The sequence below is a fragment of the Chryseobacterium sp. OV279 genome (genome assembly GCF_900128945.1).
Taxonomy (GTDB): Bacteria; Bacteroidota; Bacteroidia; order Flavobacteriales; family Weeksellaceae; genus Chryseobacterium.
Genome location: NZ_FQUD01000001.1, coordinates 479,223 through 503,596 on the forward strand (window position 1 = coordinate 479,223; position 24,374 = coordinate 503,596).

The following is a 24,374-nucleotide window of genomic DNA, read 5'->3' on the forward strand; positions in this document are numbered from 1 at the left end:
ATCTTTAAATGTTATCGTGAAAATATTAATTACGCGGTTGTACCCGTCCGTCTTTTCTGTCTCCGGCCCTACCGATTGTATAACCGGTTGCACCACCAACGACACCGCCAATCACGGCTCCAAGACCTCTGTTTTTCTTAGCAACAATGGCTCCTACAGCGGCACCACCTACGGCACCGATTGCGGTTCCTTTAGCGGCTTTACTCCATCCTTTTTTCTTTTGGGTGGTTCCCTGTGAAGAACTGTTTCCGTTATCTGCATAAGTACCGCCTCCTGAATTGGAGTTGGATCCTCTGTCTCTATATACTGTTTTCGTTTCTCTTATGATCTGAGGTTTTGAATTGGCTGCAGCTGCCTGAGATTTTTTACTTTCTGAGATACTGTCTACCTTTTTCTGTGCCTCGTACACTAGTTTTTCTTTCTCAATGGCCAGCTTTTGTTTTTCTATATCAAGCTGTCTTGCCTGAAATTCAAGTTTCTGCTCTTCAAGAGATTTTTCAGCTGTCCTATCGTCTTTCTTACAGGCTGTCAGTAAAAAAACTGATAAAATACCTGTTAATACTATCTTTCTCATAATTCAAATTTTAATAAGTAGTCTGAGCCAAAACGGCAACAACTTCCTTTGTATTTTCAATTATGAAGCCAAAATTTAGTTAATGAATGTTAAATTAATGAATTTTTACATAAAACCTCCTTTTCCGGCTCAAAGGGTTTGTACAGCTTTTCCCTGTGGATCAGGGTTAGAATGTAATTTTAAGTTAATTAAAGGTTTTTATTCAGTTCACATGAATTGGTTACTTTTGAAATACCAAATTACTTTAATATGAAAATAGCAATTTTTAAAACGATGGCTTTTGTAGCCTTGTCGGTGGCAGCTGTATCGTGCTCTTCCAATGATGATATGGTGACTGATGTTAAACCTCAGGCAAAATCTGAAGTCTCTAAAGAGGCTTCAAAAACGAACACCTACAAAGTGAGATTCGGTCTTATTTCTTTAGATGGAACCAAGATGCTTTCAGGAAATCACGATGTTGGAAGTTTCCTGGCCGAGAATACGGTGACAGGAGAAGTGTTTGATACTTATTACAGCGGAGGTTTCCAGACACTTCCGGGGTATTATGAAGGAATTCCGGCAGGAACTTATAAGTTTTCCGCTATGCAGGGACAAGGAGGCTGGACAGGATATGGGTCTGTAACAGGAACTGTATCTGATGCGCAGGTAGATGCTGATGGCTATATTACCGTTTATATTCCGGTGACCTGGGCAGAATAGCATGGTGTTGAAAATATTTACATCCGTTTATTAATCCTCACACGAGGATTTTTTTAATGAATTCATAGATATAAATAGTTTTTATTCACACTGTGTGGAAATTTATATTAAATTTAACATTATAAAAACTGAAAACTATTCATTATGGATATCCATGACTATTCATTTATTTTAAAACTGGTTATTTTGTTTGTTTTATCAATGCTCGTTATTTTGGGGTGTTATGTGATTCTTAAAAAAATCAATCATAAATCTGACTTTTGGTGTTACAGCTATGATTTCGCTTACTGGAAGAAATACAGTAAGAAAAAATATTAAGACAGTCATTGTCAACAGATTCTGTTTGGATTTTTCTAAATAGATTTTTTTCATCATTTGTGTTTTTAGGCCTCCTTGATTGGGGGCCGTTTTTTTGACAACCCGTTTGAAAGAAAGAGACAGTGATTGGTAATAAAAAAGCTTCCCATTTCTGAGAAGCCATAATCAAATTATATGTTGAAAGTTACTTTTACTTTATTGATCAGCCGGTGAAGTTTCTGGGTCTGATAGTTCAGGAGTTCGTAAATCTCCTGTGCATCGGTATATACATCCGGAACAATTTTGTTGTTGATTTTGCTGATGCCCCGTCTTTTCATAGCATCGTGGATTACTTTGGCAAAAGACTCCTTGGCTCCCTGTTTGAAATTATGCTGGGAAATACCATTAGAGTGTAATCTGTACAGATAGAGGGGTTCTTTGATGTATTTTACGTTACCATGTTCCAGGATCTTCAGATAGAGATCCTGGTCTACGGCACTTTTTAGATTGGGATTGATGCCGGAAGTTTTCAGGTAAGTTTCTTTTTTAAAAGTGAAGAAGTGTGCAAATTGAGTAGGGCAGTTGAAAAAATATCTGCTGTTGTAGATCTGTTTGGTGCTGGCGTATACCTTATTCTGATTTAAATTTTCATCACAGAGCATCATCTGCGAGTAGGCGGCTGTAATGTCATTTTTAGTAAATTCTTCAGCTGTTTTCTCCAAAGCATCAGAATAAAGGGCGTCATCCGGATCCAGGTAGGCACATATTTCTCCTTTTGCATATTTCATGCATTCTCTCTTGGTATAGCCGCAGCCTTGATTAGTGGCATTTTTGTAGAGTCTGAAACGGGGGTCATTTTGTATAATGCCCTTGATTTGTTCTACAGAATCATCAGTAGATGCATCATCGACAATTATAACTTCCCAGCTTCCGTATGTCTGGCTGATCAACGAGTTATAACAGTCTCTAAAGTACTTGCCATTGTTGTAATTGGCAATAAGAATAGAGAATTTTATCACGTTATATTGAATTAAAATAGATATGTAAAACTAGGAAATAAAATAATGGAAAAACATAACCTCGATCATGTTATATTTAATTTATTTTTTGTATTTTCTAAAATTATGACGTATAATATTCGTTAATAATTGTTTATTTGTATAAATATGGTAAAATTATTTTATATCTTTTTATCTAAACTGTTTGATATTGTTGAACATACAGCTTGTGTATTTTTTTGATTAACGGCATTTAAATTTTAAAACAGATCCCTGGAAGAAGTGTGAATTGAAAAAAAAGAACTTTATGAGTTCAGTCATAAAGTGGAAAGATTAAAATAAAGTAATTTTGACTGTAAGATTAAACGAGAGATAATTATTTAAAGATTATAAAAATTTTTTCATCATTTGTGTTTTTTGAGGCCTCCATTATGGGGGCTTTTTATTTTACTACAGCTTTTAGCCTAAAAGGTTCTCGTTATAAAAGTCCCAAAAAAAAATTTCCTGTTTTTTAACGATAAAAAATATTGATGGAAACGGAATTGGTTTCACGATAATATAAAAAGAAAATAATGGCTGAATTATGATTTTGATCATAAAATTAGCTTCATGATGATTTCAATTTCAAAGTAAATCTGTGATTTATATATTTTAAAAACTTTCTATACGTACTTGAAAGTGTGATTATATCGGTAATTTTCATGGTTTTGTCCCTGAATAAAAAATCTAAATCCGAACTTCCTCAGAAATAATAAATTAAAAAAAATATAGAAAAGTATTTTTTCCAAAAGCTACTTTGGCACGATTTTTCAATATATGAAGCAACTCATGTTTAATTTGAGTTTTCATGGTTATTAGTTTTTATCCCCAGAGCAATCTGGGGATTTTTTTTGCTCTACATTTTATTGTATTCCGTCGGTAATTTTGGTGTCCTGAACCCTACAATTAATAAGATATTTTGCGGAAAGATCTTAAAACCGGAAAATATTCATGTTAAATTATTGAAAGACTGTAATAGATTTGGTTTTCAGTTGTTTTATAGGTAAAAATAAGCCATGAAAATTTATCTGTTTATTGTATCATTATTCATTTCCTTATCCTCTCTTGCCCAAAACGTAAGTTCCAGTGTAGATGAAGTCATTCAAAGGGAGATGAAAATAAGGCGAATTCCAGGAGTGCAGATTGCTGTTGTTCAAAATGGGAAAATTGTTTTAAGAAAATCATACGGGCTCGCCAATGTGCAGGATCAAATTGCTGTAAAGGATAACACGATTTTTCCAATTAATTCAAATACTAAAATTTTCACTGGGGTAGCCGTTATGCAATTGGTTGAACAGGGAAAAATAAAACTGGAGGCACCCGTCAGTACTTATTTGGATGGCTTGCCTTTGGAATGGCAGAAAATAACAATAGATCAACTGTTGACCCATATTTCCGGATTGCCTGATATGCTGAGACTTTTAGATCCTACAACCGGGAATGTTGGGGCATTAGGAAGTGAGGAAGCAATTTTCGAAAAACTTAAAACCACTCCTATGCAATTTAAGACAGGTGAGCAGTTCAGTTATAATCAAACCAATTATTATTTACTTGGAAAAATTATTGAGAAGCTTACCCATAAGCCATTTGCTGAATTCTTCGAAGACAAACAGTTTAAGATGGTTAATTTGAAGAATACGGTTTTTGGAGATTCGAGAGATATTATTCCGCATTATGCGCCGAGCTACAGTTACAGAAGTTTTTTCGATGGAAAAAGGATGAGTGGGGATAAATTGGTCAATAATTATTATGAATTTCCTGATTTCACCAGAACAGGCGCCGGTCTTAACAGCACTTCCGAAGATCTTGCCAATTGGGTTATTGCCCTGCAAAACGGAAAATTGCTGCAAAAACAATCAACAGTTGATATGATGTGGACCCCTGCCAAATTTAATAACGGGAAACCTACGGATTGGGTACGCGGCTGGGGAATTGCGAAGCTTAGAAAAAATCATAAGGCGATTGGAATGTCGGGCGGAAACAGATCTGCTCTGCTCATTTATCCTGATGATCATTTGGCAGTGATTGTACTGACCAATTTAGGAGGAAGTGCTCCGGAAGATTTTATTGAAGAAATTGCGGGATGTTATATTCCAGATATTATTAAAGCGGATCCGTTGACTTACCTCAGAAAAAATCTACAAAAGGTCGGATATGAAAATGCAATAGATTTTGTGAAGAATGAGAAAAAACAAAATCCGGATTTTAAACCACAGGAATCTGAACTGAACAATTGGGGATACCGGTTGTTGGCCACCAATCAAAAGAAAGAAGCGCTGGGTATTTTTAAACTTAGTGTGTATTTGTATCCTGATAGCTGGAATGCTTATGACAGTTACGGTGAAGTACTGTTAAAAACCGGTGATAAAACTAAAGGTATTGAAATGTATAAAAAGTCTCTTGACTTAAATCCTGATAACGAAAACGGGAAGAAAGTTTTAAAAGAAGTTCAGGCCCAGAATTGAAAACCATAATACAAACATATTCTTTATGATCTGGGTCATAGGATGGATGGCTGCTTATGGATTAATTTAGCCCTGTTTATTATCATTCATTCCCAATCATTTAGTACTTACAATTCTTCCCGTAATGGGAAGTTTTTTTTTGTTTGCAACTTCCCGATTAGGATTATCGGAAGAGGCGTAAGGTTTTTATTAACGTGATCATTGTTTGCTGAAGAAATGCGTCGTTGACTGATAATTAATGAGGTCTGCTTTTTAAAATATCAAATTTGAGGACTCAAAGGATTATTTATTTTGCATGACTCAAGAATGCATTAATTATTATATGGTTAATTTTGATAAAAAATAATTCAAATATTGGAGATTATTTCTTTAAAATAATCTATTTTTATTCATAATAATAAAAAACACACAATGAACTGCTTGATGACAAGTGAATCAGAATACCATTAATGGTCTGAGCTCAATGTTTATCGTATTAAGACACAAATTAAAAGCAATAAAAAACCTTCACTAAAAAAATCAACTTATGAAGAAAATTTTTTCGATTTTTTACATCTGTACCGCTGTGCTAAGTTTTGCGCAGGTTGGTATTAACACTTCGAATCCACAAACTGTGTTTCATGTGGACGGAGGAAAGGACAATCCTACAACAGGAGCGCCCACAGCGGCACAACAGGTTAATGATGTTGTGGTTACTGCTGCCGGGAATGTTGGAATAGGTTTGATAGCTCCACAGAAAAAGCTGGATATCGATGCCGGTAGTGCAAGTCTCAGGATAAGAAATCTACCCCAGCAACTTCCTGATGATCATGATTTTCTTACGATCAATACAGCTAATGGAGACGTAGTCGCGACAAGGTACGTCTATACTACAACCATTACTGTAGCAGCGGCTGCAAACGGAACCGTTACTATTCCTGCCAGTATAAGTATTCCAAACGGAATGTTGGTCGTTAAAACAAGCAATACATGTGGAGCAAACATGATCACGAATTTTATTTATTCGGATATTTCTCTTGGTTATGCAACATCCATTGCAGGTGATAAAGTGGGCACTTCAACGATTGCTCCTATACCAGGCGGAGGTGGAGGATCCGGCGTATGGTCTGTTAAGTTTCCCGGAACTGCAACCTGTGCCACAGGAAATGCTACTCAGTTTGATTTTACGGTTTCAAAACCTACAGCCAGCAGTTATTTGATTGTAAACAACGGGAATGTAGCACGAACCTATGTGGTGACTATTTTCCGTTTGTAATCTTTTCTGATTTTTACAAAAAAATAAAATTATGAAGAAATTATATATCATACTTTATATACTCATATCTTTTGTGAGTTATGCGCAATTTGGTATTAATACAACCAATACACAGGGATTATTCCATATAGACGCGGCAAAGGACAACTCTGTTTCGGGAGTTCCTTCAGCGGGGCAGCAGGCCAATGATTTTATCATTACGTCATCCGGAAATACGGGAATTGGAAACGTATCTCCGCAGAGAAAATTAGATGTTGATGCCAATAATCAGAGTCTGCGTATTCAGAATCTGATCCGTCAGGTTCCAGCAGATCATGACCTATTGATAAGGGGAGGGGCTACCGGTGATGTAACCACAGCAAAATACAGCTATTCTATAAACAGCACAAGCATATTACCGGGGGCAAGCGGCACCGTTACAATCCCTGCTGCAGTTAATATTCCTGCAGGAATGCTGATCGTGAGGTCTGGGAATGCGTGCGGAAGAACAATGATTTCTACTTATATGTATTCTGATATAGCACTAGGATATTTAAGTGCTGTTGCCAGAGACAAAGTAGGAACAGTAACAAGCTCTGCAGGCGGAGCCGGAACATCAGCCACCTGGGGACTTCAATTTGCGAATGTAACCGGTTGTGCTGACGGTGGAGGAGGTACCCAATTTGATTACACCCTGGTTAAAACGTCTGCGAATACCTATACCATTACCAATAACGGAAATATAGCCAGAACATATACTTTTACAGTTTTCCGGTTATAAATGTAAAAAATAATCTTTTGAATGATAACAGTAAATCCCGCTCCAGGCGGGATTTTTTTATAGAATGGTATCTAAAATCAAAAGGAAAATATTAAACTAGAAAAGCTCTCCATTGAAAAACCCCTCTTAAAAAAGAAGGGTTTAAATTATTAAGGCTTAACTTTCGGAACGCAACCACATGCACAGTCCCAGATGTCCTGGTCCGGAAAGCATGCTCCTACTGCCTGGCACATATAAATGTATCCAACTCTGCAATAAGGTACTGCTCCTCCGCCTGCAACATTTTTTAAATCTTCTCTAGTTAGCTTTTTGAAATTTTTCATAGTTAAGTATTTATTCGTTAGATTTCAAAGATACTAATATCCATTAACAGGGAATTAAATTTTTTAAAGAATTTTATTATGTTAATTACGCATTTAGCAAAATAAATTTTAACCAAGTGAAAAAGTCATAGATTTATTTTTAAAAGAGCAACAGGTTATTATTAATAGACTTTATAATGAGTTTCTGAAGTATAAAATAAAAGATACCACAAAAGTCACGATTTTTGGATTTATGATATCGAACGGCACAAACCTTGGATTATAAGAATCGCATCACTAATAATATATCTTTCTAAAAAAAAATTACAGTTTTGCCTCTCGTGCCCCGGGAGGCTTTTTTATTTTCAAAGCTTTGTCTTTTTGGTAGAAGCTGAACTTAAAAGAAAGGAAATGAAAAACCCTCTAAAAAGAGGGCTTTGATTTATCTTGGAAAAGGAAGTGTGTTCACTGGATAGCATCCACACAGGCAATCCCATTGATCGAAGTTTTCATCACAGATTCCAATAGCCTCGCATCTCCAAATTGCTCCACGAGGGCATGTTGGTACATTAGGACCTCCACCTTTCAATTGCTTTAATTCTTCTCTTGAGATTTTCTTTAAATTTTTCATAGTTAAGTATTTAATTCGTTTAGATCCCAAATATAATACTATTCCAATAATGGAGAATTAAATTTTTAAAGAAAATTATTATGTTAACTGTTATAGCTGGTGAAGTATAATTTTTAGTTCAGATTGTTTGACTATTCACCACAAGGACGCGTATTGCAATAGGTAAAGCCAGCTGGATGCTGACAACATCTTTCGTAATCGTAGCATCTTTTTCCTCCAGTTCCACATGTTTCTCCAGTCGGTTCTCCTTCACCAGGAGCTGGTTCGTCAATTGGGCCACCTGCAAATACGACTTTTAATTTGGCTCTTGTAAGTTGATTCTTAACATTTAATTTTTTCATAGTTTTTCGTTCTGATTTGTTATTTAATTAAAAAGATTATTTCAAAAGTATTAAAATAAATCAACCGTGCAGAGAGTTATTTTTTTATGTTAAGTCTGTGATTAGGGAATAGTTCCAATATTTTGCGCCTAATTAAAATCAAAACCATGAAAAATGTAAAGAAAATTCCCCACTTATTAAATGGGGAATTTTTTATGTTTAAATAATTTAAGATTAGCGAGTCAAATTACAGAAATAATTTTTTGTTTTTTGCCACCACATTGGAGCAGCACCGGGTCTTTCGTCTTCAATATTACAACTGCCCTGACCTGTCCATTGCATACCTGCCTTTATAGTTTTCATATCTTCTCTTGAGAATTTTGTTGCTTTTCTTTTTAGACTTTCAAAATTTTTCATAAAATATTATTTTATAATTAGTTATGGCTAATATACATAAATTCCCGACATGGTGATTATATATTGGAGTCAATTGATAGAATTCATTGGAAGTACTTTTTACACTGGTGCTAAAATAATTGGGAAACGAAAAACAAGAAACCTCTAGTAATTAGAGATTTTATTGCGTTATATGGTATGCCCAAATAATGCTTCATATACTATTTTAAAACTCGGTAAGCTTTATTAATAAACAAATTGTAGTTGATTTATGAAATACGATAGGCTATGTCGCTGTAACTTTATGTTATTATGTAATAAAGAAATTAAAATACAGTACTTTCCACATTTAAGGAGCTCTGATGATTTTTAAGATTAACGCGTAAATTTTAAAATTTATGCAAAAATAGAATTTGAGTTTTTCAAATATCACTTCATAGTGATGATGAAAATTTAATTATATTTAACACTTAAAAAAACATCACCAATGAAGAAAAATTTATCGATCCGGCTGCTTCTCAATGCTGCCGTGGTCCTTTCTTTAATCTCCTGCCGTTCAGAGGATCTTCTTAACAGTAGTGAAGAACAACAGCCATCTAAATTTAGAGTATTCACTGCTCAAGGAGAAGAAACGGTCAACTATGCGAAAGGTTTCAAAACACTATTGGAACGCTATGATGACATTCACAATGTTCAACACACCGCTAAAGCACTGAGGAAAGCATTTAAAAATTCATCAGAAATGGCAGATGAATATGTAGAACTCAATATTCGTTCTCAGGATTTCACCACGAAGACCAATGAAAAATTTACACTTTTTCCATTAATTAGAAATAGAAAGGTTGATGGTATTATTATTGCCAAGCTAAAGGAAAATGATACTCAGGTAGAATTTTTAAAAATGTATCCTGAAGTAGAAAATTATGATAAAATGCTAGGGTTATTTAAAGAAGCATTTCTAAAAAATACATTACAGCAAAGAATTACAGCTAAAGGAAATGGTAATTGCAGTTCTGACGGATCACCTTGTGATACTGGAGAGGTAGTTATTACTATGCCCGGAACAGGCGGTGGCATTCCCGGAGGAATTTGGAATGGAGGACCACCTCCAGGAGGATGTCAACCTTATGACAACTGTCTCAATCCAGAAGGTCCCGGTGGAACTGGTGGTGGTGAAGGAAATGGTCCGGAAACCCCAAGTCCTAATACACCTGCGAATCCATGTGAACAAACAAAGAAAATTATTACTAACACTATATCCAAACCAGCGATAGATAATTTAAAAACAAAATCAACAGAAGGAGGAGAAGATGGTTATAAAATAAAGGCAGACGGAACACCTTCAGATGTAATACATGGAAGTGCTCACAGTGTAAATTTCGGAGATAAAACAGGCTATGCTGGTGGTTACCATAATCACACACCTACAGGAATTCCAATGCTTTCTCCACCAGATGTAGAACAGTTACTTCAATTTGCACTAGCACAGGGAGATCACGGAACTCCCAGTAACGCATTTATTGGGATGGTAGCACCAAATGGCATGCATTATGTAGCGACTTTTGACGGAAATTATAGTGATGCTTTGATAAGTTTTTCACAAGAAGATTTGGACAATTATATAGATAACATGGCATTAAGAAATAGTATTTATAAATCCTCAACTCACGAAGGATATGAAAAACTTTTTTTTGGAATACTTGATGATATGAACCTTAATGGAAAAGTAAGGCTGCAAAGAGTAGAAAGTGATGGAACTATAAAAACAATTAATAAAAATGAAAACGGAACTATAACTGATGTTCCTTGCCCTTAAAAAATAATAATATGAATAAAATAATCATAAAATCAGCTTTTACATTTGTATTTTTTTGCATTTTTTCTTGCAAAGCACAGCAAGAATTTCCTTTAAAAACAGATTATACACAAATACCTAACAATTCTTATTTAAAAGATATTAACAATGAATTAGATACATATGTAGGAAACTACACTGCTAATTTCCAAGATAAAAAAATTACGTTGTTTATAGCAAAACAAAATCATATGTTTTTTGATAGAGGTAAGTATAAATATTACAAAGACGTATTATCTGTTAGGTACATTATAAAAAATTCATTAGGAATTACTCTTCAAGATACTCAGAATGATACGTTCCAGTCAAATCAGATAAAAAATACGATATATAGCCGATGGGTAGAATCTGATGATAATAAAATACTCTTGTATTATGGAGGAACAAATTGTCGTGTGGGTTGGGGAGATATTTACTTAAAAAAAATAAATTCCACAAAGATTTCATGGGAATATAGGCCAAACGACATTATCCTTGATAGTAATAAGTGTCCCGAAGGAATAGATATTAACATATATCTTCCAGAGACAAAAGATTTAATTTTTACAAAACAGTAGTGAAAAGATTAACAATAAACTGAAACTGCCCTAGAGGCGGTTTTTTTTATTGGATAAATTTTAAAATGAGAGTTCAAGTATATAGTATTGGAATTAAATTTTTTCTATTACAGAATATTACAGTTTTTGTTGTGGAACCACCTGTAAATATTTAAAAAAATTCTACAATGGTAAGATTACAAAACGGTATGCACAACTAAGGAAAAAATTAAATCAGCGGGATGACGTTGATTTGAAATGAGGTTAAGAGAGCATTTTTTAAATATGTGAAAATTTCAAAATACAATGATTTTGAAAATGGTTGACACTGATATTGACACACTTTAAAAACAAAAAACCTCTAATTAAAATAATTAGAGGTTTTATTGAGGTACCTAGCGGATTCGAACCGCTGTAGATGGTGTTGCAGACCACTGCCTAGCCGCTCGGCCAAAGTACCATTTTTACCATTTTTGAGGTGTGCAAATATAGCAAAAATTCTTAATGAACAAAAATTTTTAAATAATTTATTTCGCTCCAATGCTGTTGATATCGCTTTTTAGCTGTCTTTCAGCATCATAATTTTTGATGTTGATGACCCGGGTATTGCTCCAGCTGTCGTGAAGACCATTTTCTCCAAAAAATGAAAGCTGATCGATTAATACGATTCCTCTTATGATATTTCTTAAAAAATAAGCTCCCACAGATGGTTTTTCTTCGTCGGTCATAATCACTTTTGTACCGGTAATCAGTTTTCCAAGGCTTCTCCCGCCGGTTACAGCTTCAATGAAGAAAGAAAATAATGTATAAGAAACAATCCCTATCAATCTTTGCAGCAGATCGTGTGTATTGGCAAACCAACGACCGTACGCAGGATTGATGAGGGTAATGATCAGCATAATGACAAAGAACACAATATAAAATGCAATAAGATCAATCATATAATTGGCAAATCTTGCACCCTTGGAAGCCCGGTTTCTATCGATGATCTGTAAATATTTTCTCATGGTTGGTAATTAGTTTTTGAAAAATTTAGATTCCGTTGAGTATTAGTTTTAAAGTAGCGTTGGTTTCAATGACTGCGGTGATTCCTGATTCATTTAAGAGAATGCTACCGGGTTTCAGGTTGTACACCCTTCCGTTCATTTTTAAACCTTTGTAATATTCTTTGTTGAAGGCGTCTTCAATGCTTTTCTTTGAAGCCAGTTCCAGATCCTGAGTTGGAATTCCATACTCATCTTCGATCATCTTTACGATCTTTCCTTTAAAGAGCAGCGTAGCGGTTTTCTGTAGGATATTGGCAGTTCTCAGATTAAATTTTGTATTGGAAAGTACAATTTTCTTTTTTGTTTCATCATAAACAGGAATTCCCGAGATCAAAGCTTTACCGTTCACATAACCTTCTGTTTCAGCCTCAATGATCACCCTTCCGTCCAAACCGTAAACCCTGATGTCTTTGATTTTCACTTTTGAACCTCTCACGTCATATTCTTTGTTCATGAACATATTTCTCGCAATATTCGTTGCCTCAGAAAAAGGAACATTGGCTGTGGTCTGGAGAAGAAATTTATCCGCTAAAACCGGAACAAGAGTAAAATTACCAGCTGATTTTACATTGGGTGATGCAGCCGGCTTGCTTCCGGTAAATGTTTCCGAATAAATATCCATTCCGATATTCGTGGTGATTTCATTTCCATAGAACTTCAATGGAGTGATGTTAACCCCTACCGGACTTATTTTCAGCCAGGTATTATATTCCTCCGAAATATTAAAAGGTTGTGAAAAAACATTCCAGGCCATTACCGCATACTGTTGGAAATTAAGCTGAGCATTCATCTGCTGATCAATCGTTTTAGCAAATTTTCCCTGCTGTTCTTTCAGGCTTTTTTCTACCAGTGAAGTGATTGGGATCTGTATTTTACCATAATTCAGGACAGGTTTTGTGACCCATCTGAAACCGTTAGGCTGCGTATTGGTAGAGATCGTCCAGTTATTATTAAAATTAATGGTGGTATTAAAAGACATTACCGTTTCAAAAGTCGTGTTCTGGTATGAATACACACCCAAAGTACCGATTCCCTTTTCCGCCCATATTTTCAACGGAACTTCAATCAGTAGATTCTGGCTTGTCCCGCCCACCAAACGTATAGGACGGGTTTTCCAAACTTTGACCTTAAACTGGTCGTTATTGTTATCCGTATAGGAATCGTCCTGAAATACCAGTTCCTTTACCGAAGCATTGATCATATTACTGATCTCAGAAAGCGGAATGGTGACCGGCATGGTAATGCTGGATCTGATCTTAGGAAAATTATATGTTGGCGTATCACCTGTAGTCTGGCCGAAAACAACGGCAAAACTTAATAAAAATAATAGTGTGATGGATTTCAATTTTTTATGTTTTTTTAGTGAAATAAAAATTATTGATCACCGGGTTTGAAACTTCTTTCCAGTTCGATGCTTGCGCCTTTCATTTCGCCCTGCATGGGTGGGGAAGTTTTTGTGATTTTCAGTTTGATATAAGAAATCTGAGGAAAATTTTCATGAATCTTCATCGTAATTCTTCCCGCCACATGTTCCAATAACTTGGATTTGATGGCCATTTCCTGATGAATGATTCCGTTGATATCTGCATAGCTTATCGTATCATTCAGGTCATCTGTTTCAGCGGCCTTCCAAAGATCCGTGTGCAGTTCCGCATTTAAAATATAATAGGTGCCGATGATGTTTTCTTCGGGAAGAACCCCGTGGTACGCATATATTTTTACATCTTCAAGAAAGATCTTGCTCATTGTTCGTGATTTTTATTCAGCAAAAATCGTTTTAATTCTTCAAAATCTGCATGTATTTCTGTAGTTTTTTTCTCCTTTTTCATCAGATCGTTAAGGGCTTCAGGAATGTCAATTCTGATATGGGCTGCTTTTTCCACTGCCTCAGGGAATTTAACCGGATGAGCGGTTCCCAGAATAAATCCTTTTTTACCCGGATTTTCATTCAGATACTGTTCGAGAGAACTAAAAGCAACGGCACTGTGAGGATCAAGAATATATCCATATTTTTCATAAACCTCTGCGATGGTTTTCAACGTAGATTCATCATCGACAGAATAGCCTGAGATCATGTTTTTCAGATCTTCAAACTGATGTCCGAAAAGTTCAAGGATTCTGGTGAAATTGCTTGGATCTCCCACATCCATGGCATTAGACAAAGTGGCTACTGCTTTTTTAGGATGATATTCGTTGGATTTCAGATAATCCGGAACCACATCATTTTCATTACAGGCTGCAATAAAGTGTCCGGCAGGAAGTCCCCTGAAATAGGCGAGAAGTCCAGCGCAGATATTCCCGAAATTTCCACTTGGAACACCAATCACAGGATTTGTATTTTCCTGCTGTTGCCATTGTTTTAGGGCTAATAGATAATAAATCTGCTGAGGAAGCCACCTTGCGATATTAATGGAATTGGCGGATGTCAAAAACAATTCGGAATTAATGCTTTCATCTGAAAAAGCCTGTTTCACAAGATGCTGGCAGTCATCAAAATTTCCATCGACTTCCAAGGCAGAAATATTTCCACCCAGTGCGGTAAGCTGTTTTTCCTGAACCGGACTTACCCTGTTTTTAGGATAAAGAATAACCACATTGATTCCCGGAACGTTGTAAAATCCATGAGCAACGGCTCCTCCTGTATCACCGGAAGTGGCAACCAGTACCGTTACTTTTTTATCCTGATTTTTCAGAAAATAAGACAGGCACCGGCTCATAAATCTTGCACCGACATCTTTAAAGGCCAAAGTGGGGCCATGGAAAAGCTCCAGAACGGATATCTGCTCATTGATTTTTTTCAATGGAATATCAAAGTTGACCGTTTCAGCAGCTATCTTTTTTAATTCTTCCGCTGGAATTTCCTCCCCGATAAGATCTTTCATGCATCGGAACGCAATTTCCTCATTAGAATAGAGGTGCAGATTGGAGATGAATTCCTGATCAAATTGTGGAATAGTTTCTGGAAAAAATAATCCTTTCCGGCTGCCCTGGCTTTTTATAGTGGCCGTTTTAAAATCAACGGTTTCTTCTTTATCTTTTAAATTATAATACTTCATTGTCTTTGCTTTATTGGTTTTCATCATTTATTTCTTCAACGATCTCTATTCCCGCAGGATTTATTTTTGACACGTATACAAAACTCTCAATCTCAATTTCGTCATACACGGATTTCATCAGCTGAGCAATTTTTTCTGCCGTTTCTTTGGTCTCTGCCAGCATGAAAATGGAGGGTCCGGAACCTGAAATTCCACCGCCTAGAGCTCCCGCTTCTAAACTTTTCATTTTAATTTCATCAAATTTTGGGATCAATATGCTGCGGACAGGCTCTATCAATACATCATTCAAGCTCCGTCCGATTAATGGAATGTCATTTTTTAAAATTCCGGCGACCAATCCTGCAATATTTCCCCATTGTTCTACCGCATCTTTCAGCAGAATATTTTTCTTTAAGATTTGTCGTGCATCGGAAGTCTTCACTTCAACCTGAGGATGTACAGCTGCCACAAACAGATTGGGAGTACTCAACGGAATAATATCAATAGGAGAGGAGGACTTCACCAATGTAATGCCACCATAAATGCACGGGGCAATATTATCGGCATGACGCACTCCTGAAGCCAGCTCTTCCCCAAACATAGCGAAGTGAACCAGTTCCTCATCAGACAGAATATTTCCTAACAAAGCGTTGGCCCCAAAAGCGGCTCCTGCGGCACTTGCCGCACTGGAGCCGAGCCCGCTGCCAGGTTTAATATGTTTGCGAATCGTTACTTCAAAACCTTTCGTCAGCTGAAGGTGTTGCTGGATATTCTGCAGAACAACACCTGCTACATTTTGAGAAGGTTCTTCCGGAAGCCCGAAATGATCTTCATGTCTGATAATGATCTCCGGGCTGTCCAATAATTTCAGTTCCATTTCGTCGTAAGGCTCATGGATGGCCATTCCCAGGATATCAAATCCGCACACCAGATTGGCAACAGTGGCCGGAACTTTTATTTTTATACTTTTCATACTATTTATTTTAAACGGATCTTATAATATCTGCAAAAACACCACTGGCCGTAACTTCAGCACCAGCGCCTGCGCCTTTTACCACAAGAGGCTGCTCGGAATATCTTAAGGTTTTAAAGATGACGATATTGTCCTTACCGTAAAGATGATACAAATCGCTGTCCGGAGCGGCGTGCTGCAAACCGACTTTGGCTTTTCCGTCTTTAAAATCAGCGGTATATTTTAAAATCTTGCCTTCTTTTTTTGCAGCATTTAGTAAATTTTTAAAATGATCTTCATACTCGGTAAGCTTCAGATAAAAGTCTTCCACACTTCCCTGTAGACATTCCTCAGGCAGAAAGCTTTCGTTTTCAATTTCATCAAACTGAAGCGTATATCCGGCTTCTCTGGCCAGAATTAAAATCTTGCGGGCTACATCTGTTCCTGTAAGATCCAGACGCGGATCCGGTTCAGTATAACCTTCTTTCTGCGCTTGGGCAACCACCTCAGAGAAAGTCCTGCTTCCGTCATAATTATTGAAAACAAAATTTAAAGTTCCACTAAGTACCGCTTGAATAGATGTGATTTTGTCACCGCTTTTCATTAAATCATTAATGGTTCCAATCACAGGAAGTCCGGCACCTACATTTGTTTCAAAGTAAAAATTACAGTTATGGTTTCGGGCAGTGCGTTTTAACGTTTTATACTGTTCAAAATCTGAAGAAGCTGCGATTTTGTTGCAGGCCACAATGTTCACACTTCTTTTTAATAAATCCTCATACACTTCCGGGACTGATGAACTGGCAGTCACATCGATAAATACAGAGTTTCTGAGATTTCGTGAAATAATTTCGTCTGCAAATCCGTGGATAGAGGCTTCAATAGCTTTTTCATGCCAGTTGCTAAATTCGTTTTCAGAGATTCCATGATCGGAAAAGAACATCTTACGGCTGTTTGAAATTCCGGCAATTCTTAAATTAATCAAATGATTTTCCTGAAGATAACTGTTCTGTTCATAAATCTGCTGTACGAGTTTTGAACCCACATTTCCGGTTCCGCAGATATAAAGATGAACCTGTTTTATTTCCGATTCAAAGAACTCTTCATGTAAAATATTGACCGCTTTTTTGGTGTCTTTTTCAGAAATAACAATGCTGATATTCCTTTCAGAAGATCCCTGGGCAATAGCTCTGATATTGATCCCATTGTTTCCGAGGCATCCAAACATTTTGGCACTGAGACCGCTTCTGTTCTTCATGTTTTCTCCAACCAGAGCAACAATTGAAAGTCCGGTTTCTATTTTTACTGGAGCCATTCTCTGCAGCTGTATGTCATCTTCAAAAGCTGCATTCACCACATTTTCGGCATGAAATACTTCTTTCTCATTCACAGCAATAGTAATGGAATGTTCCGATGATCCCTGGGTAATAAGAATCACATTTATTTTTTCAAAACTCAGACACTGGAAAAGCTTTGCAGAAATGCCGGGAATTCCTACCATTCCACTTCCTTCCAAAGTAAGAAGAGCAATATGACTCATATTGGAAACGCCTGCTGCAGGTTGCTTTTCATCTGCAGACTTATTGAGATTGTGGGAAACCAAAGTTCCATAGGCTTCCGGATCAAATGTATTTTTGATCTTAAGGTCAATATTTTTAGCCATGACGGGCTGTATGGAAGGTGGATAAAGAACCTTTGCTCCAAAATGAGAAAGCTCCATCGCTTCATGATAAGAAATCTCAGGAATGGGTTTGGCATTGGATGCCAGTCTGGGATCTGCAGTCATCATTCCACTTACATCGGTCCAGATCTGGAGTTCTTCAGCAGAAACAGCCGCAGCAATGATAGCCGCAGTGTAATCGGAGCCGCCGCGTCCTAATGTGGTGGCGTTGCCGTTTTTATCTTTAGCTATAAAACCGGGTGCAATGATGATCTGGTTTTGGTGATCAGCGATGTAGTTTTTCAGATTTTGGTCTGTGCTATCAAAATCTACCTTAGCGTGAGTGAAGTTGCTATCTGTTCTGATCAGTTCAGATGAATTCATCCAAAGACTGTCCAGTCCTTCGTAATGAAGCCTGGCTGCCATGATATTTGAAGACAGAAATTCGCCATATGAAGTAATTCTGTCCCTGATTTTATCTGTGAATTCACCTAATACAAAGATCCCGTTGTAGATATCTTCCATATCATTGCAATGTTTTTTAACGAAGCTCAGCCAAGAACTTTGTTCTAAAACCGGGATCAGTTCTTTGACCAGTTCAAGATGTTTTTCTTCAAGATCTTTGATGATCGGGATGTAATTTTCGTCTTTAACAGCAGCATATTCCGCCGCTTTTATAAGACTGTCGGTAACGCCATGAAGGGCTGAAACTATAACAATAATCTTGTTCTGTGAAGATTCTTTTTTGATAATATGTTCTGCCAGAAGAATATTCCGGGCATTGGCGACGGATGTACCGCCGAATTTTAAGACTTTCATCTATGATGTATTTGAGATTGGAGAAAAGCGAATGTTTGCTCTTTTAAAAAAAAGAGTACGGGTGCAGGAAATGATATGTGAAAATGTACCCCGCTACGGGGTAGATGTTGTAGATGTAATCGTTGATGTAGAAACAAAAGACAGCCCCGAAATAAGTAATTCCGGTGTAGAAATAGCTGATATGTTTCTTAGAAAATTCATTCTTTACGGAACAAATGTACAAATTATTTTTAGATGGCCATATTAATTAATGGTACATATCTGTATTGTTTAATTCATATTTAAGAGAAATATATTGGGTTTTAGGCTTTTTTTTTCCAGTAAAACTGCTATATTTAGGCGTTAAAATAAAACAAAATAAACATGAAAAATTTAAAGAAAATGACCCGAAAACATTTGGGAATGATTAATGGAGCTGCTTCCAATTGTAAAAGCTGCCCTAGAGGCGGATTTGGTCCTGGAGGTTCTGCAGCAGGCTATACCTATTCATGCGAGGACTACTATGAACTTGTTACGGCAAGTTGCAGTACCTGCGTTCTTGTTAGCTCGGCGTGTTTTCAATAATCGAAAGATAAAAGAAATTCAAGAGACTGTCTGAAAAGGCAGTCTTTTTTTATGTAGAATAACGGTAATCACCCAAAACGGATCACTTACTCAATATTCAGCTACACCTGTGAATTCTGGCTTTGTTTTGAAGTCTGTACGTTTCATATTTGTTTAACATATCAACAGAGTGTGAAAAATAATAACAACAGTAATTTAAACTCAGAATATTATGAAAAAATTTAAAAAATTAACCAGAGAAGAGTTAAAAACAGTGGCGGGTGCCGGTATAGATTGTGGCCCTTTCCCATGTGTCTGCATTTATACCCATTATTGGTGTGAATACGCGAAAAAATGTATTCCCAAAGGAATCTACTGTGGTAAGCTTCCTGTAGAAGTAGAATAGATACTGTCTTTACATGTGTAATTAAAAACCAAAAGATCAATATGAAAAATGCAAATCAAATATCAAGAGAAAAACTCAGAAATATTACTGGAGGTTACGGCTATGTCTTAATTAGTTGTAATACTCCAAGCGGAGGCTCTACCTTGTGTAATGTTCTGAAGGCCATTCAGGTTTGTCCACCGGTTTCTGAAGTTTGCAGAGCCAGTAACTGTCTTCAAGGAGGAGGATGTGGTATGCCTGGCCTTGAAGTAGAATTATAAGTTAAAAATCTCTATAATATTAATCATTATGAAAAGAATGAAGAAACTTTCAAGAGAAGAATTGAAAAACCTAAAAGGAGCAACTGGAATTGATGGTCCTGTTTACGTCTACTGTGGAAAAAACCGCAAATGGTGTGAAAAAGGCAAGACATGCATCTCTGCCGCAGCGAACTGCAATGATTTTGTGGTTCCCGGAGAAGGCGGAGGGTGGTAAGATCTTAAAAAAACACATTAAAATACATTCAATATGAAAAACCTGAAAAAACTTTCGAGAGAAGAAAAAAGTAAGATCAGCGGTGGGTTTACTGAGTTTCAGATCGAAACCTGTGGCGGTGCTGCTTATGTATGTTTCCGTGGAGGCGGTGCGTGGGGATGCTGGAGAACACCCGGCGGAACCTGTTATCCTCCGATGGTGTAATTGGCCTTAACCAGACTTAAGAAAATTAAGATTAAAGAAGTTTGAGGATGGAAGATGGAGGCTGGAAGTTACTGTTAGACATTCATTTTTAGCAGGTAATGGTTTGAAAATTAACAAAGTTGCGTTGTGGTGCTGCTTTTACCTTCCTTCTTCCAATTTCAGGCTTCTGGACATCACTATATCAATCTCAAAAAAAATTATTATGAAAAAATTATCAAAAGAACAATTGAAAAACATCAATGGTGCTGCTTGCCCAGGAGGATGTCCTTACCCTGCAGGAACTACTTTTGGACCTCCGGGATCTGGTGCTACCCGCAGCTGTCAACAGTATAATGCTTTGAGTGACTGTTGTAAAGGTCAGTACTTGGTACATATGGGTTGTGTAGGTCCTGTTATTAATTAATCCGGACTTAAGGAGCAGAGATGGAAGAAGTTTCTTTGATTATTAATTATGGGGATTTAAAATAGAAGTAATAAAGCTGAGGTTAAATATTTTACCGGCTTTTATCTCTCCCATCTCCGCTCTTTTATTTTTCTATCTTAATTCATTATTTTTCAGGCGTATAATATTTCATCATAAAGGGATAAAATGTTATATTTATGACACAAAATAAAATTAATATGAAAAATTTAAAAAAACTCTCAAGAGAACAAAAAAGCAAAGTGAGTGGTGGAATTACCGATTTTCAGATTGAGACCTGCGGAGGCGCTGCCTATGTATGTTTCCGTGGAGGCGGTGCATGGGGCTGCTGGAGAAAACCAGGTGGTACCTGTTATGCACCCATGCTGTAATTAAAAGTATTCTGCTTTTAACTGTGTATTTTCATGAATTAGGTTTAAAATCATATATTTATAAACCAAAACAAATTAATATGAAAAATCTAAGAAAATTAAACAGAGGAAATTTGAAATCCATTAACGGAGGAAATGGCTGTTTCGAAAACTGCCCTCCGGGACCTTATGGACCAGGACCGAATTACCCGAGATCATGCGATGATTTTAATGCTTTACCTGAATGCTGTAAATTACGGGTAAAAGTAGATTATCTATGTTCCGGACCATTATAAGAATAAGAAAGCACTATTTAAGGATAGTGCTTTTTTTGTCTTTTAAAGAACTATTCTAAGTATTTTAATTTTTTTAATAGGTATATCACCTTTATGGGATAAAATTACTATATTTAAAATTCAAAAAAATTAAAATTATCATGAAAAATTTAAAAAAATTAAACAGAAAAGAGTTGGAGAAAGTAAACGGAGCAGCGGGTCCATCAAGATGTTCAGGATGTCCTCAAAATGCTACTTTTGGAGATGGCCCTGGATATAAGTATCCATGTTCAGCTTATCAGGGAATTGCAGATCATTGTAAAATGTGTGTTCTTGTAAGTATGGAGTGTATAAATCCTGAATTATAAAAAAAAGGAACTGTTTTCTAAACATTTAGAAAACAGTTCCTTTTTTACTATTTATTTTTAATTATTTGATGCTTTTCGAAAGATCCAGCATCGCTTCAATAGGTTTCAGAGCTCTTAAACGAAGCTCTTCGTCAATAAGGATTTCCGGAAGTTCATATTTCATGCACAAATACAGTTTCTCCATGGTATTACGTTTCATGTAGAAACATTCTGAACAGTTACAACTTTCGTCAAAAACTAAAGCAGGGATTAGTTCTTTGTGCGGTGCACGTTTTCTCATTTCGTGAAGAATTCCTTCCTCAGTAGCAATGATGAATTTCTGACAGTCGTCTTTCTCAACAAAATTTAACAGGGCAGAAGTAGAACCGATGAAGTGAGCCAGCTTCAGAACCGCTTCTTCACTTTCAGGGTGTGCAATCATTTTCGCATCAGGATTTTCAGCCAGTTGCTGAGCAATTCTTTCCATAGAAAATGCTTCGTGCACGATACAGCTTCCATCCCAAAGAATCATATCACGACCGGTCTTTTTAGAAAGATATCTTCCTAAGTTTTTATCCGGTGCAAAGATGATAGGTCTGTCCTTTGGTAAAGCTTCAATCACCGTTTCAGCATTTGAACTGGTCACGATGATGTCGCTTTCTGCTTTGGTTTCAGCATTACAGTTGATGTAAGTGGCGATCAGGGCATTCGGATGCTGCTCACGCATTTTCCTAAGGCCTTCTCCTGAACATCCGTCTGCCAGAGAGCATCCTGCCATCGTATCTGGAAGAACTACTTTTTTAGTCGGGTTCAGAATTTTAGCGGCTTCAGCCATGAAATGTACTCCGCAGAATACGATCATGTCTGCATTGGTATCTTTGGCCTGTCTAGCCAGCTGTAAAGAATCTCCAAGGAAATCAGCGATATCCTGAATTTCTCCCGGCTGGTAATAATGGGCAAGGATCACCGCATTTTTTTCTTCTTTAAGCTTAAGAATAGCTTTCACTAATTCTTCTCCTTGAGGAATCGCTATATCTTTTATATCCAGAAATCCTCTTACGGGAATCGCAGATTTAGCTTTTTCTAATGTTTCGGTACTCATATCAACCTCAATTTTTTGATTATAGAAGTTAGAATTTAGAAATTAGAAGTTAGAGTTTCGATGTGACTTCAATGGGTATAACGGCACAGCTAACTTCTAATTTCCAGCTTCTAGTTTCTTTCTATAAATTTTTTTATTAAACTTTCTATTTCTTTTTTTGCTTCATCAAGATCGGTATTGATTACGATCCTGTCAAACTCTTTCGCATAGGTCATTTCTTCTCCGGCCTTTGCTACTCGGGTTTTGATGGTTTCTGCATCATCTGTGTTTCTGGAGATCAATCTTCGTTCCAATTCTTCTATGGACGGCGGTTCAATGAAAATAGACAGGGCTTTTTCTCCAAAATATTTTTTTAAAGAAATTCCTCCTTTTACGTCCACATCAAAGATCACCACTTTTCCCTGATTCCAGATCTTTTCCACTTCTGATTTTAAAGTACCGTAATATTTGTCAGTATACACTTCTTCATATTCTACAAAAGCATCTTCCGCTATTTTCTGTCTGAATTCATCGGGACTCAAAAAATGATAATCCACGGCATGGGCTTCACTTCCTCTCGGCTGTCTTGTCGTGCATGAGATAGAAAATGCGAGTTCAGGAAATGTTTCCAGAGAATGTCTTACTAATGTAGTTTTTCCGCTTCCAGACGGCGCTGAAAATATGATTACTTTATCCATTTAGATTAGAGATTTTTAGATTAGAGATAAGAGAATAAAATCTATGATCTCCTGTCTATAGGTCTATGGTCTATAATACGTTTAACGTCTGTTCTTTAATTTTTTCCAAATCATCTTTCATCATGACCACCAGTTTCTGGATTTCTGCATGATTGGCTTTTGACCCTAAAGTATTGATCTCTCTTCCGATTTCCTGAGAAATAAAACCAAGTTTTTTTCCGTTGAAATCTTCATTGTCCATCACTTCTTTGTAGTATTTCAAATGCTGGGTAAGCCTTACCTTTTCCTCTGCAATATCAAGTTTCTCTGTGAAATAAGCCATTTCCTGATAGAAACGGGTCTCGTCTACATTTTCAAACTCTTTTAGAGATTTCTGATAACGCTCTTTTACCGCAATGATTCTTTCTTCTTCAAAAGGAATAACTTCTGAAAGGTATTTGTCAATATTCTGGATATTTCTTTCCAGTTCTTCGTGCAGGATACCTCCTTCCGTTTTTCTGAATTCCATGAAACGGTCTACCGATGCGTGAACGATTTTTGCCAGAGCTTCCCATTCACCCTCCGTAAGTTCGTCAGGTCTTGAAGAAATCGCATCCGGAAGTCTTACCGCCATTTTCAGATATTCAAAGTCTGGCCCGTCTGAAGCGATGTTACGAAGCTCATTCATATAAGAGTCAATTAAACTCCTGTTGATTTTCACGTCGTTTGTCTCTTCAAGGTTCTCCAGATTGATGTAGCAGTCTACCTTTCCTCGGATAATCCTGTCGTTAAGAATTTTTCTGATCTCGAATTCCTTTTCTTTATAACGTAAAGGAACTTTAATATTTAAATCAAAGCTTTTGCTGTTCAAGGATTTAATATCTATTGAGATCTTTTTCCCTTCAAAAACACCTTCGGCTCTGCCGAATCCGGTCATTGATAAAATCATAGTTTTTT

General features: G+C 36.6%; 30 protein-coding genes and 1 tRNA gene. 15 read left to right on the plus strand and 16 right to left on the minus strand.

The window, feature by feature from the left end:
* Positions 1-25: 25 nt before the first annotated feature.
* Complete coding sequence (locus BUA72_RS02030) at positions 26-574, minus strand: glycine zipper domain-containing protein (protein WP_072921628.1); 549 nt, start codon at positions 572-574, stop codon at positions 26-28.
* Between the two features lie 249 nt (positions 575-823).
* On the opposite strand from BUA72_RS02030, the gene BUA72_RS02035 reads away from it, so the two are divergent.
* A complete protein-coding gene (locus BUA72_RS02035; protein ID WP_072921629.1) occupies positions 824-1,273 on the plus strand; it encodes a hypothetical protein in 450 nt (149 codons plus the stop codon).
* 488 nt (positions 1,274-1,761) lie between these two features.
* On the opposite strand, the gene BUA72_RS02040 is transcribed toward BUA72_RS02035, so the two are convergent.
* On the minus strand, positions 1,762-2,589 hold the full coding sequence (locus BUA72_RS02040) for a glycosyltransferase family 2 protein (RefSeq protein ID WP_083544103.1): 828 nt from the start codon (positions 2,587-2,589) through the stop codon (positions 1,762-1,764).
* A gap of 1,034 nt (positions 2,590-3,623) precedes the next feature.
* Between BUA72_RS02040 and BUA72_RS02045 the strand changes: the two genes are divergently transcribed.
* The 3 genes from BUA72_RS02045 to BUA72_RS02055 all read left to right on the plus strand — a co-directional run bounded on the left by BUA72_RS02045 (position 3,624) and on the right by BUA72_RS02055 (position 7,087).
* A complete protein-coding gene (locus BUA72_RS02045; RefSeq protein ID WP_072921630.1) occupies positions 3,624-5,072 on the plus strand; it encodes a serine hydrolase domain-containing protein in 1,449 nt (482 codons plus the stop codon).
* Between the two features lie 526 nt (positions 5,073-5,598).
* Complete coding sequence (locus BUA72_RS02050; protein WP_139259479.1) at positions 5,599-6,327, plus strand: hypothetical protein; 729 nt, start codon at positions 5,599-5,601, stop codon at positions 6,325-6,327.
* A gap of 31 nt (positions 6,328-6,358) precedes the next feature.
* Positions 6,359-7,087, plus strand: a complete 729-nt coding sequence (locus tag BUA72_RS02055; RefSeq protein ID WP_072921632.1) for a hypothetical protein — start codon at positions 6,359-6,361, stop codon at positions 7,085-7,087.
* Between the two features lie 149 nt (positions 7,088-7,236).
* Here BUA72_RS02055 and BUA72_RS24795 read toward each other — a convergent pair whose 3' ends face one another.
* The 4 genes from BUA72_RS24795 to BUA72_RS02065 all read right to left on the minus strand — a co-directional run bounded on the left by BUA72_RS24795 (position 7,237) and on the right by BUA72_RS02065 (position 8,757).
* Positions 7,237-7,410 carry a bacteriocin-like protein gene (locus BUA72_RS24795; protein WP_410493270.1) on the minus strand — a complete coding sequence of 58 codons (174 nt, stop codon included), beginning with the start codon at positions 7,408-7,410 and terminating at the stop codon, positions 7,237-7,239.
* Between the two features lie 421 nt (positions 7,411-7,831).
* Complete coding sequence (locus BUA72_RS24800) at positions 7,832-8,020, minus strand: bacteriocin-like protein (protein WP_410493271.1); 189 nt, start codon at positions 8,018-8,020, stop codon at positions 7,832-7,834.
* Between the two features lie 118 nt (positions 8,021-8,138).
* Positions 8,139-8,300 carry a hypothetical protein gene (locus tag BUA72_RS24315; RefSeq protein ID WP_175548844.1) on the minus strand — a complete coding sequence of 54 codons (162 nt, stop codon included), beginning with the start codon at positions 8,298-8,300 and terminating at the stop codon, positions 8,139-8,141.
* 274 nt (positions 8,301-8,574) lie between these two features.
* Positions 8,575-8,757 (minus strand): hypothetical protein, encoded by a 183-nt coding sequence (locus tag BUA72_RS02065; RefSeq protein WP_047452288.1) that lies wholly within the window; start codon positions 8,755-8,757, stop codon positions 8,575-8,577.
* Positions 8,758-9,223: 466 nt separating this feature from the next.
* Between BUA72_RS02065 and BUA72_RS02070 the strand changes: the two genes are divergently transcribed.
* Both BUA72_RS02070 and BUA72_RS02075 read left to right on the plus strand, forming a co-directional pair.
* Positions 9,224-10,552 (plus strand): hypothetical protein, encoded by a 1,329-nt coding sequence (locus BUA72_RS02070; RefSeq protein ID WP_072921634.1) that lies wholly within the window; start codon positions 9,224-9,226, stop codon positions 10,550-10,552.
* An 11-nt stretch (positions 10,553-10,563) separates the two neighbouring features.
* Complete coding sequence (locus BUA72_RS02075; RefSeq protein WP_072921635.1) at positions 10,564-11,148, plus strand: DUF6705 family protein; 585 nt, start codon at positions 10,564-10,566, stop codon at positions 11,146-11,148.
* Between the two features lie 368 nt (positions 11,149-11,516).
* Here the strand turns inward: BUA72_RS02075 and BUA72_RS02080 are convergent.
* The 7 genes from BUA72_RS02080 to thrA all read right to left on the minus strand — a co-directional run bounded on the left by BUA72_RS02080 (position 11,517) and on the right by thrA (position 18,639).
* Positions 11,517-11,587, minus strand: a tRNA-Cys gene (locus tag BUA72_RS02080).
* Positions 11,588-11,654: 67 nt separating this feature from the next.
* Positions 11,655-12,134 carry an RDD family protein gene (locus tag BUA72_RS02085; protein WP_072921636.1) on the minus strand — a complete coding sequence of 160 codons (480 nt, stop codon included), beginning with the start codon at positions 12,132-12,134 and terminating at the stop codon, positions 11,655-11,657.
* Positions 12,135-12,159: 25 nt separating this feature from the next.
* Positions 12,160-13,518, minus strand: coding sequence for a DUF4403 family protein (locus BUA72_RS02090; RefSeq protein ID WP_072921637.1), 1,359 nt, complete (start codon positions 13,516-13,518; stop codon positions 12,160-12,162).
* A 29-nt stretch (positions 13,519-13,547) separates the two neighbouring features.
* On the minus strand, positions 13,548-13,919 hold the full coding sequence (gene folB / locus BUA72_RS02095; RefSeq protein ID WP_072921638.1) for a dihydroneopterin aldolase: 372 nt from the start codon (positions 13,917-13,919) through the stop codon (positions 13,548-13,550).
* On the minus strand, positions 13,916-15,229 hold the full coding sequence (gene thrC, locus BUA72_RS02100) for a threonine synthase (protein ID WP_072922470.1): 1,314 nt from the start codon (positions 15,227-15,229) through the stop codon (positions 13,916-13,918). The genes folB and thrC overlap by 4 nt, the downstream gene beginning before the upstream one ends.
* Positions 15,230-15,239: 10 nt before the next feature.
* Positions 15,240-16,181, minus strand: coding sequence for a homoserine kinase (locus tag BUA72_RS02105; protein ID WP_047452142.1), 942 nt, complete (start codon positions 16,179-16,181; stop codon positions 15,240-15,242).
* Positions 16,182-16,191: 10 nt separating this feature from the next.
* Positions 16,192-18,639, minus strand: a complete 2,448-nt coding sequence (gene thrA / locus BUA72_RS02110; RefSeq protein ID WP_072921639.1) for a bifunctional aspartate kinase/homoserine dehydrogenase I — start codon at positions 18,637-18,639, stop codon at positions 16,192-16,194.
* 363 nt (positions 18,640-19,002) lie between these two features.
* Here thrA and BUA72_RS02120 point away from each other — a divergent pair, with 363 nt between their 5' ends.
* From BUA72_RS02120 to BUA72_RS02150, 9 genes are all read left to right on the plus strand, one after another.
* The gene (locus BUA72_RS02120; protein ID WP_131401672.1) at positions 19,003-19,203 is read left to right on the plus strand and encodes a hypothetical protein; all 201 of its coding nucleotides are present in this window, start codon (positions 19,003-19,005) and stop codon (positions 19,201-19,203) included.
* A 211-nt stretch (positions 19,204-19,414) separates the two neighbouring features.
* Positions 19,415-19,588 carry a bacteriocin-like protein gene (locus tag BUA72_RS24320; protein WP_175548845.1) on the plus strand — a complete coding sequence of 58 codons (174 nt, stop codon included), beginning with the start codon at positions 19,415-19,417 and terminating at the stop codon, positions 19,586-19,588.
* 41 nt (positions 19,589-19,629) lie between these two features.
* The gene (locus BUA72_RS02125) at positions 19,630-19,848 is read left to right on the plus strand and encodes a hypothetical protein (RefSeq protein WP_072921642.1); all 219 of its coding nucleotides are present in this window, start codon (positions 19,630-19,632) and stop codon (positions 19,846-19,848) included.
* Positions 19,849-19,876: 28 nt separating this feature from the next.
* Positions 19,877-20,062 carry a hypothetical protein gene (locus tag BUA72_RS02130; protein ID WP_047452134.1) on the plus strand — a complete coding sequence of 62 codons (186 nt, stop codon included), beginning with the start codon at positions 19,877-19,879 and terminating at the stop codon, positions 20,060-20,062.
* A gap of 33 nt (positions 20,063-20,095) precedes the next feature.
* Complete coding sequence (locus BUA72_RS24325; protein WP_156122751.1) at positions 20,096-20,266, plus strand: bacteriocin-like protein; 171 nt, start codon at positions 20,096-20,098, stop codon at positions 20,264-20,266.
* A gap of 202 nt (positions 20,267-20,468) precedes the next feature.
* Positions 20,469-20,669: a bacteriocin-like protein gene (locus tag BUA72_RS02135; protein ID WP_139259481.1), complete on the plus strand. Its 201-nt coding sequence runs from the start codon at positions 20,469-20,471 to the stop codon at positions 20,667-20,669.
* 218 nt (positions 20,670-20,887) lie between these two features.
* Positions 20,888-21,058, plus strand: coding sequence for a bacteriocin-like protein (locus tag BUA72_RS24330; RefSeq protein WP_156122750.1), 171 nt, complete (start codon positions 20,888-20,890; stop codon positions 21,056-21,058).
* Between the two features lie 80 nt (positions 21,059-21,138).
* Complete coding sequence (locus BUA72_RS02145; protein ID WP_072921645.1) at positions 21,139-21,333, plus strand: bacteriocin-like protein; 195 nt, start codon at positions 21,139-21,141, stop codon at positions 21,331-21,333.
* 140 nt (positions 21,334-21,473) lie between these two features.
* Entirely contained in the window at positions 21,474-21,680 is a 207-nt protein-coding gene (locus tag BUA72_RS02150) for a bacteriocin-like protein (protein ID WP_047452128.1), read from the plus strand.
* A gap of 61 nt (positions 21,681-21,741) precedes the next feature.
* On the opposite strand, the gene nadA is transcribed toward BUA72_RS02150, so the two are convergent.
* From nadA to BUA72_RS02165, 3 genes are all read right to left on the minus strand, one after another.
* Positions 21,742-22,761 (minus strand): quinolinate synthase NadA, encoded by a 1,020-nt coding sequence (gene nadA, locus BUA72_RS02155; protein ID WP_072921646.1) that lies wholly within the window; start codon positions 22,759-22,761, stop codon positions 21,742-21,744.
* 110 nt (positions 22,762-22,871) lie between these two features.
* Positions 22,872-23,438, minus strand: coding sequence for a guanylate kinase (gene gmk, locus BUA72_RS02160; protein WP_047452124.1), 567 nt, complete (start codon positions 23,436-23,438; stop codon positions 22,872-22,874).
* A gap of 70 nt (positions 23,439-23,508) precedes the next feature.
* A complete protein-coding gene (locus BUA72_RS02165) occupies positions 23,509-24,366 on the minus strand; it encodes a YicC family protein (protein ID WP_047452121.1) in 858 nt (285 codons plus the stop codon).
* Positions 24,367-24,374 lie beyond the last annotated feature (8 nt).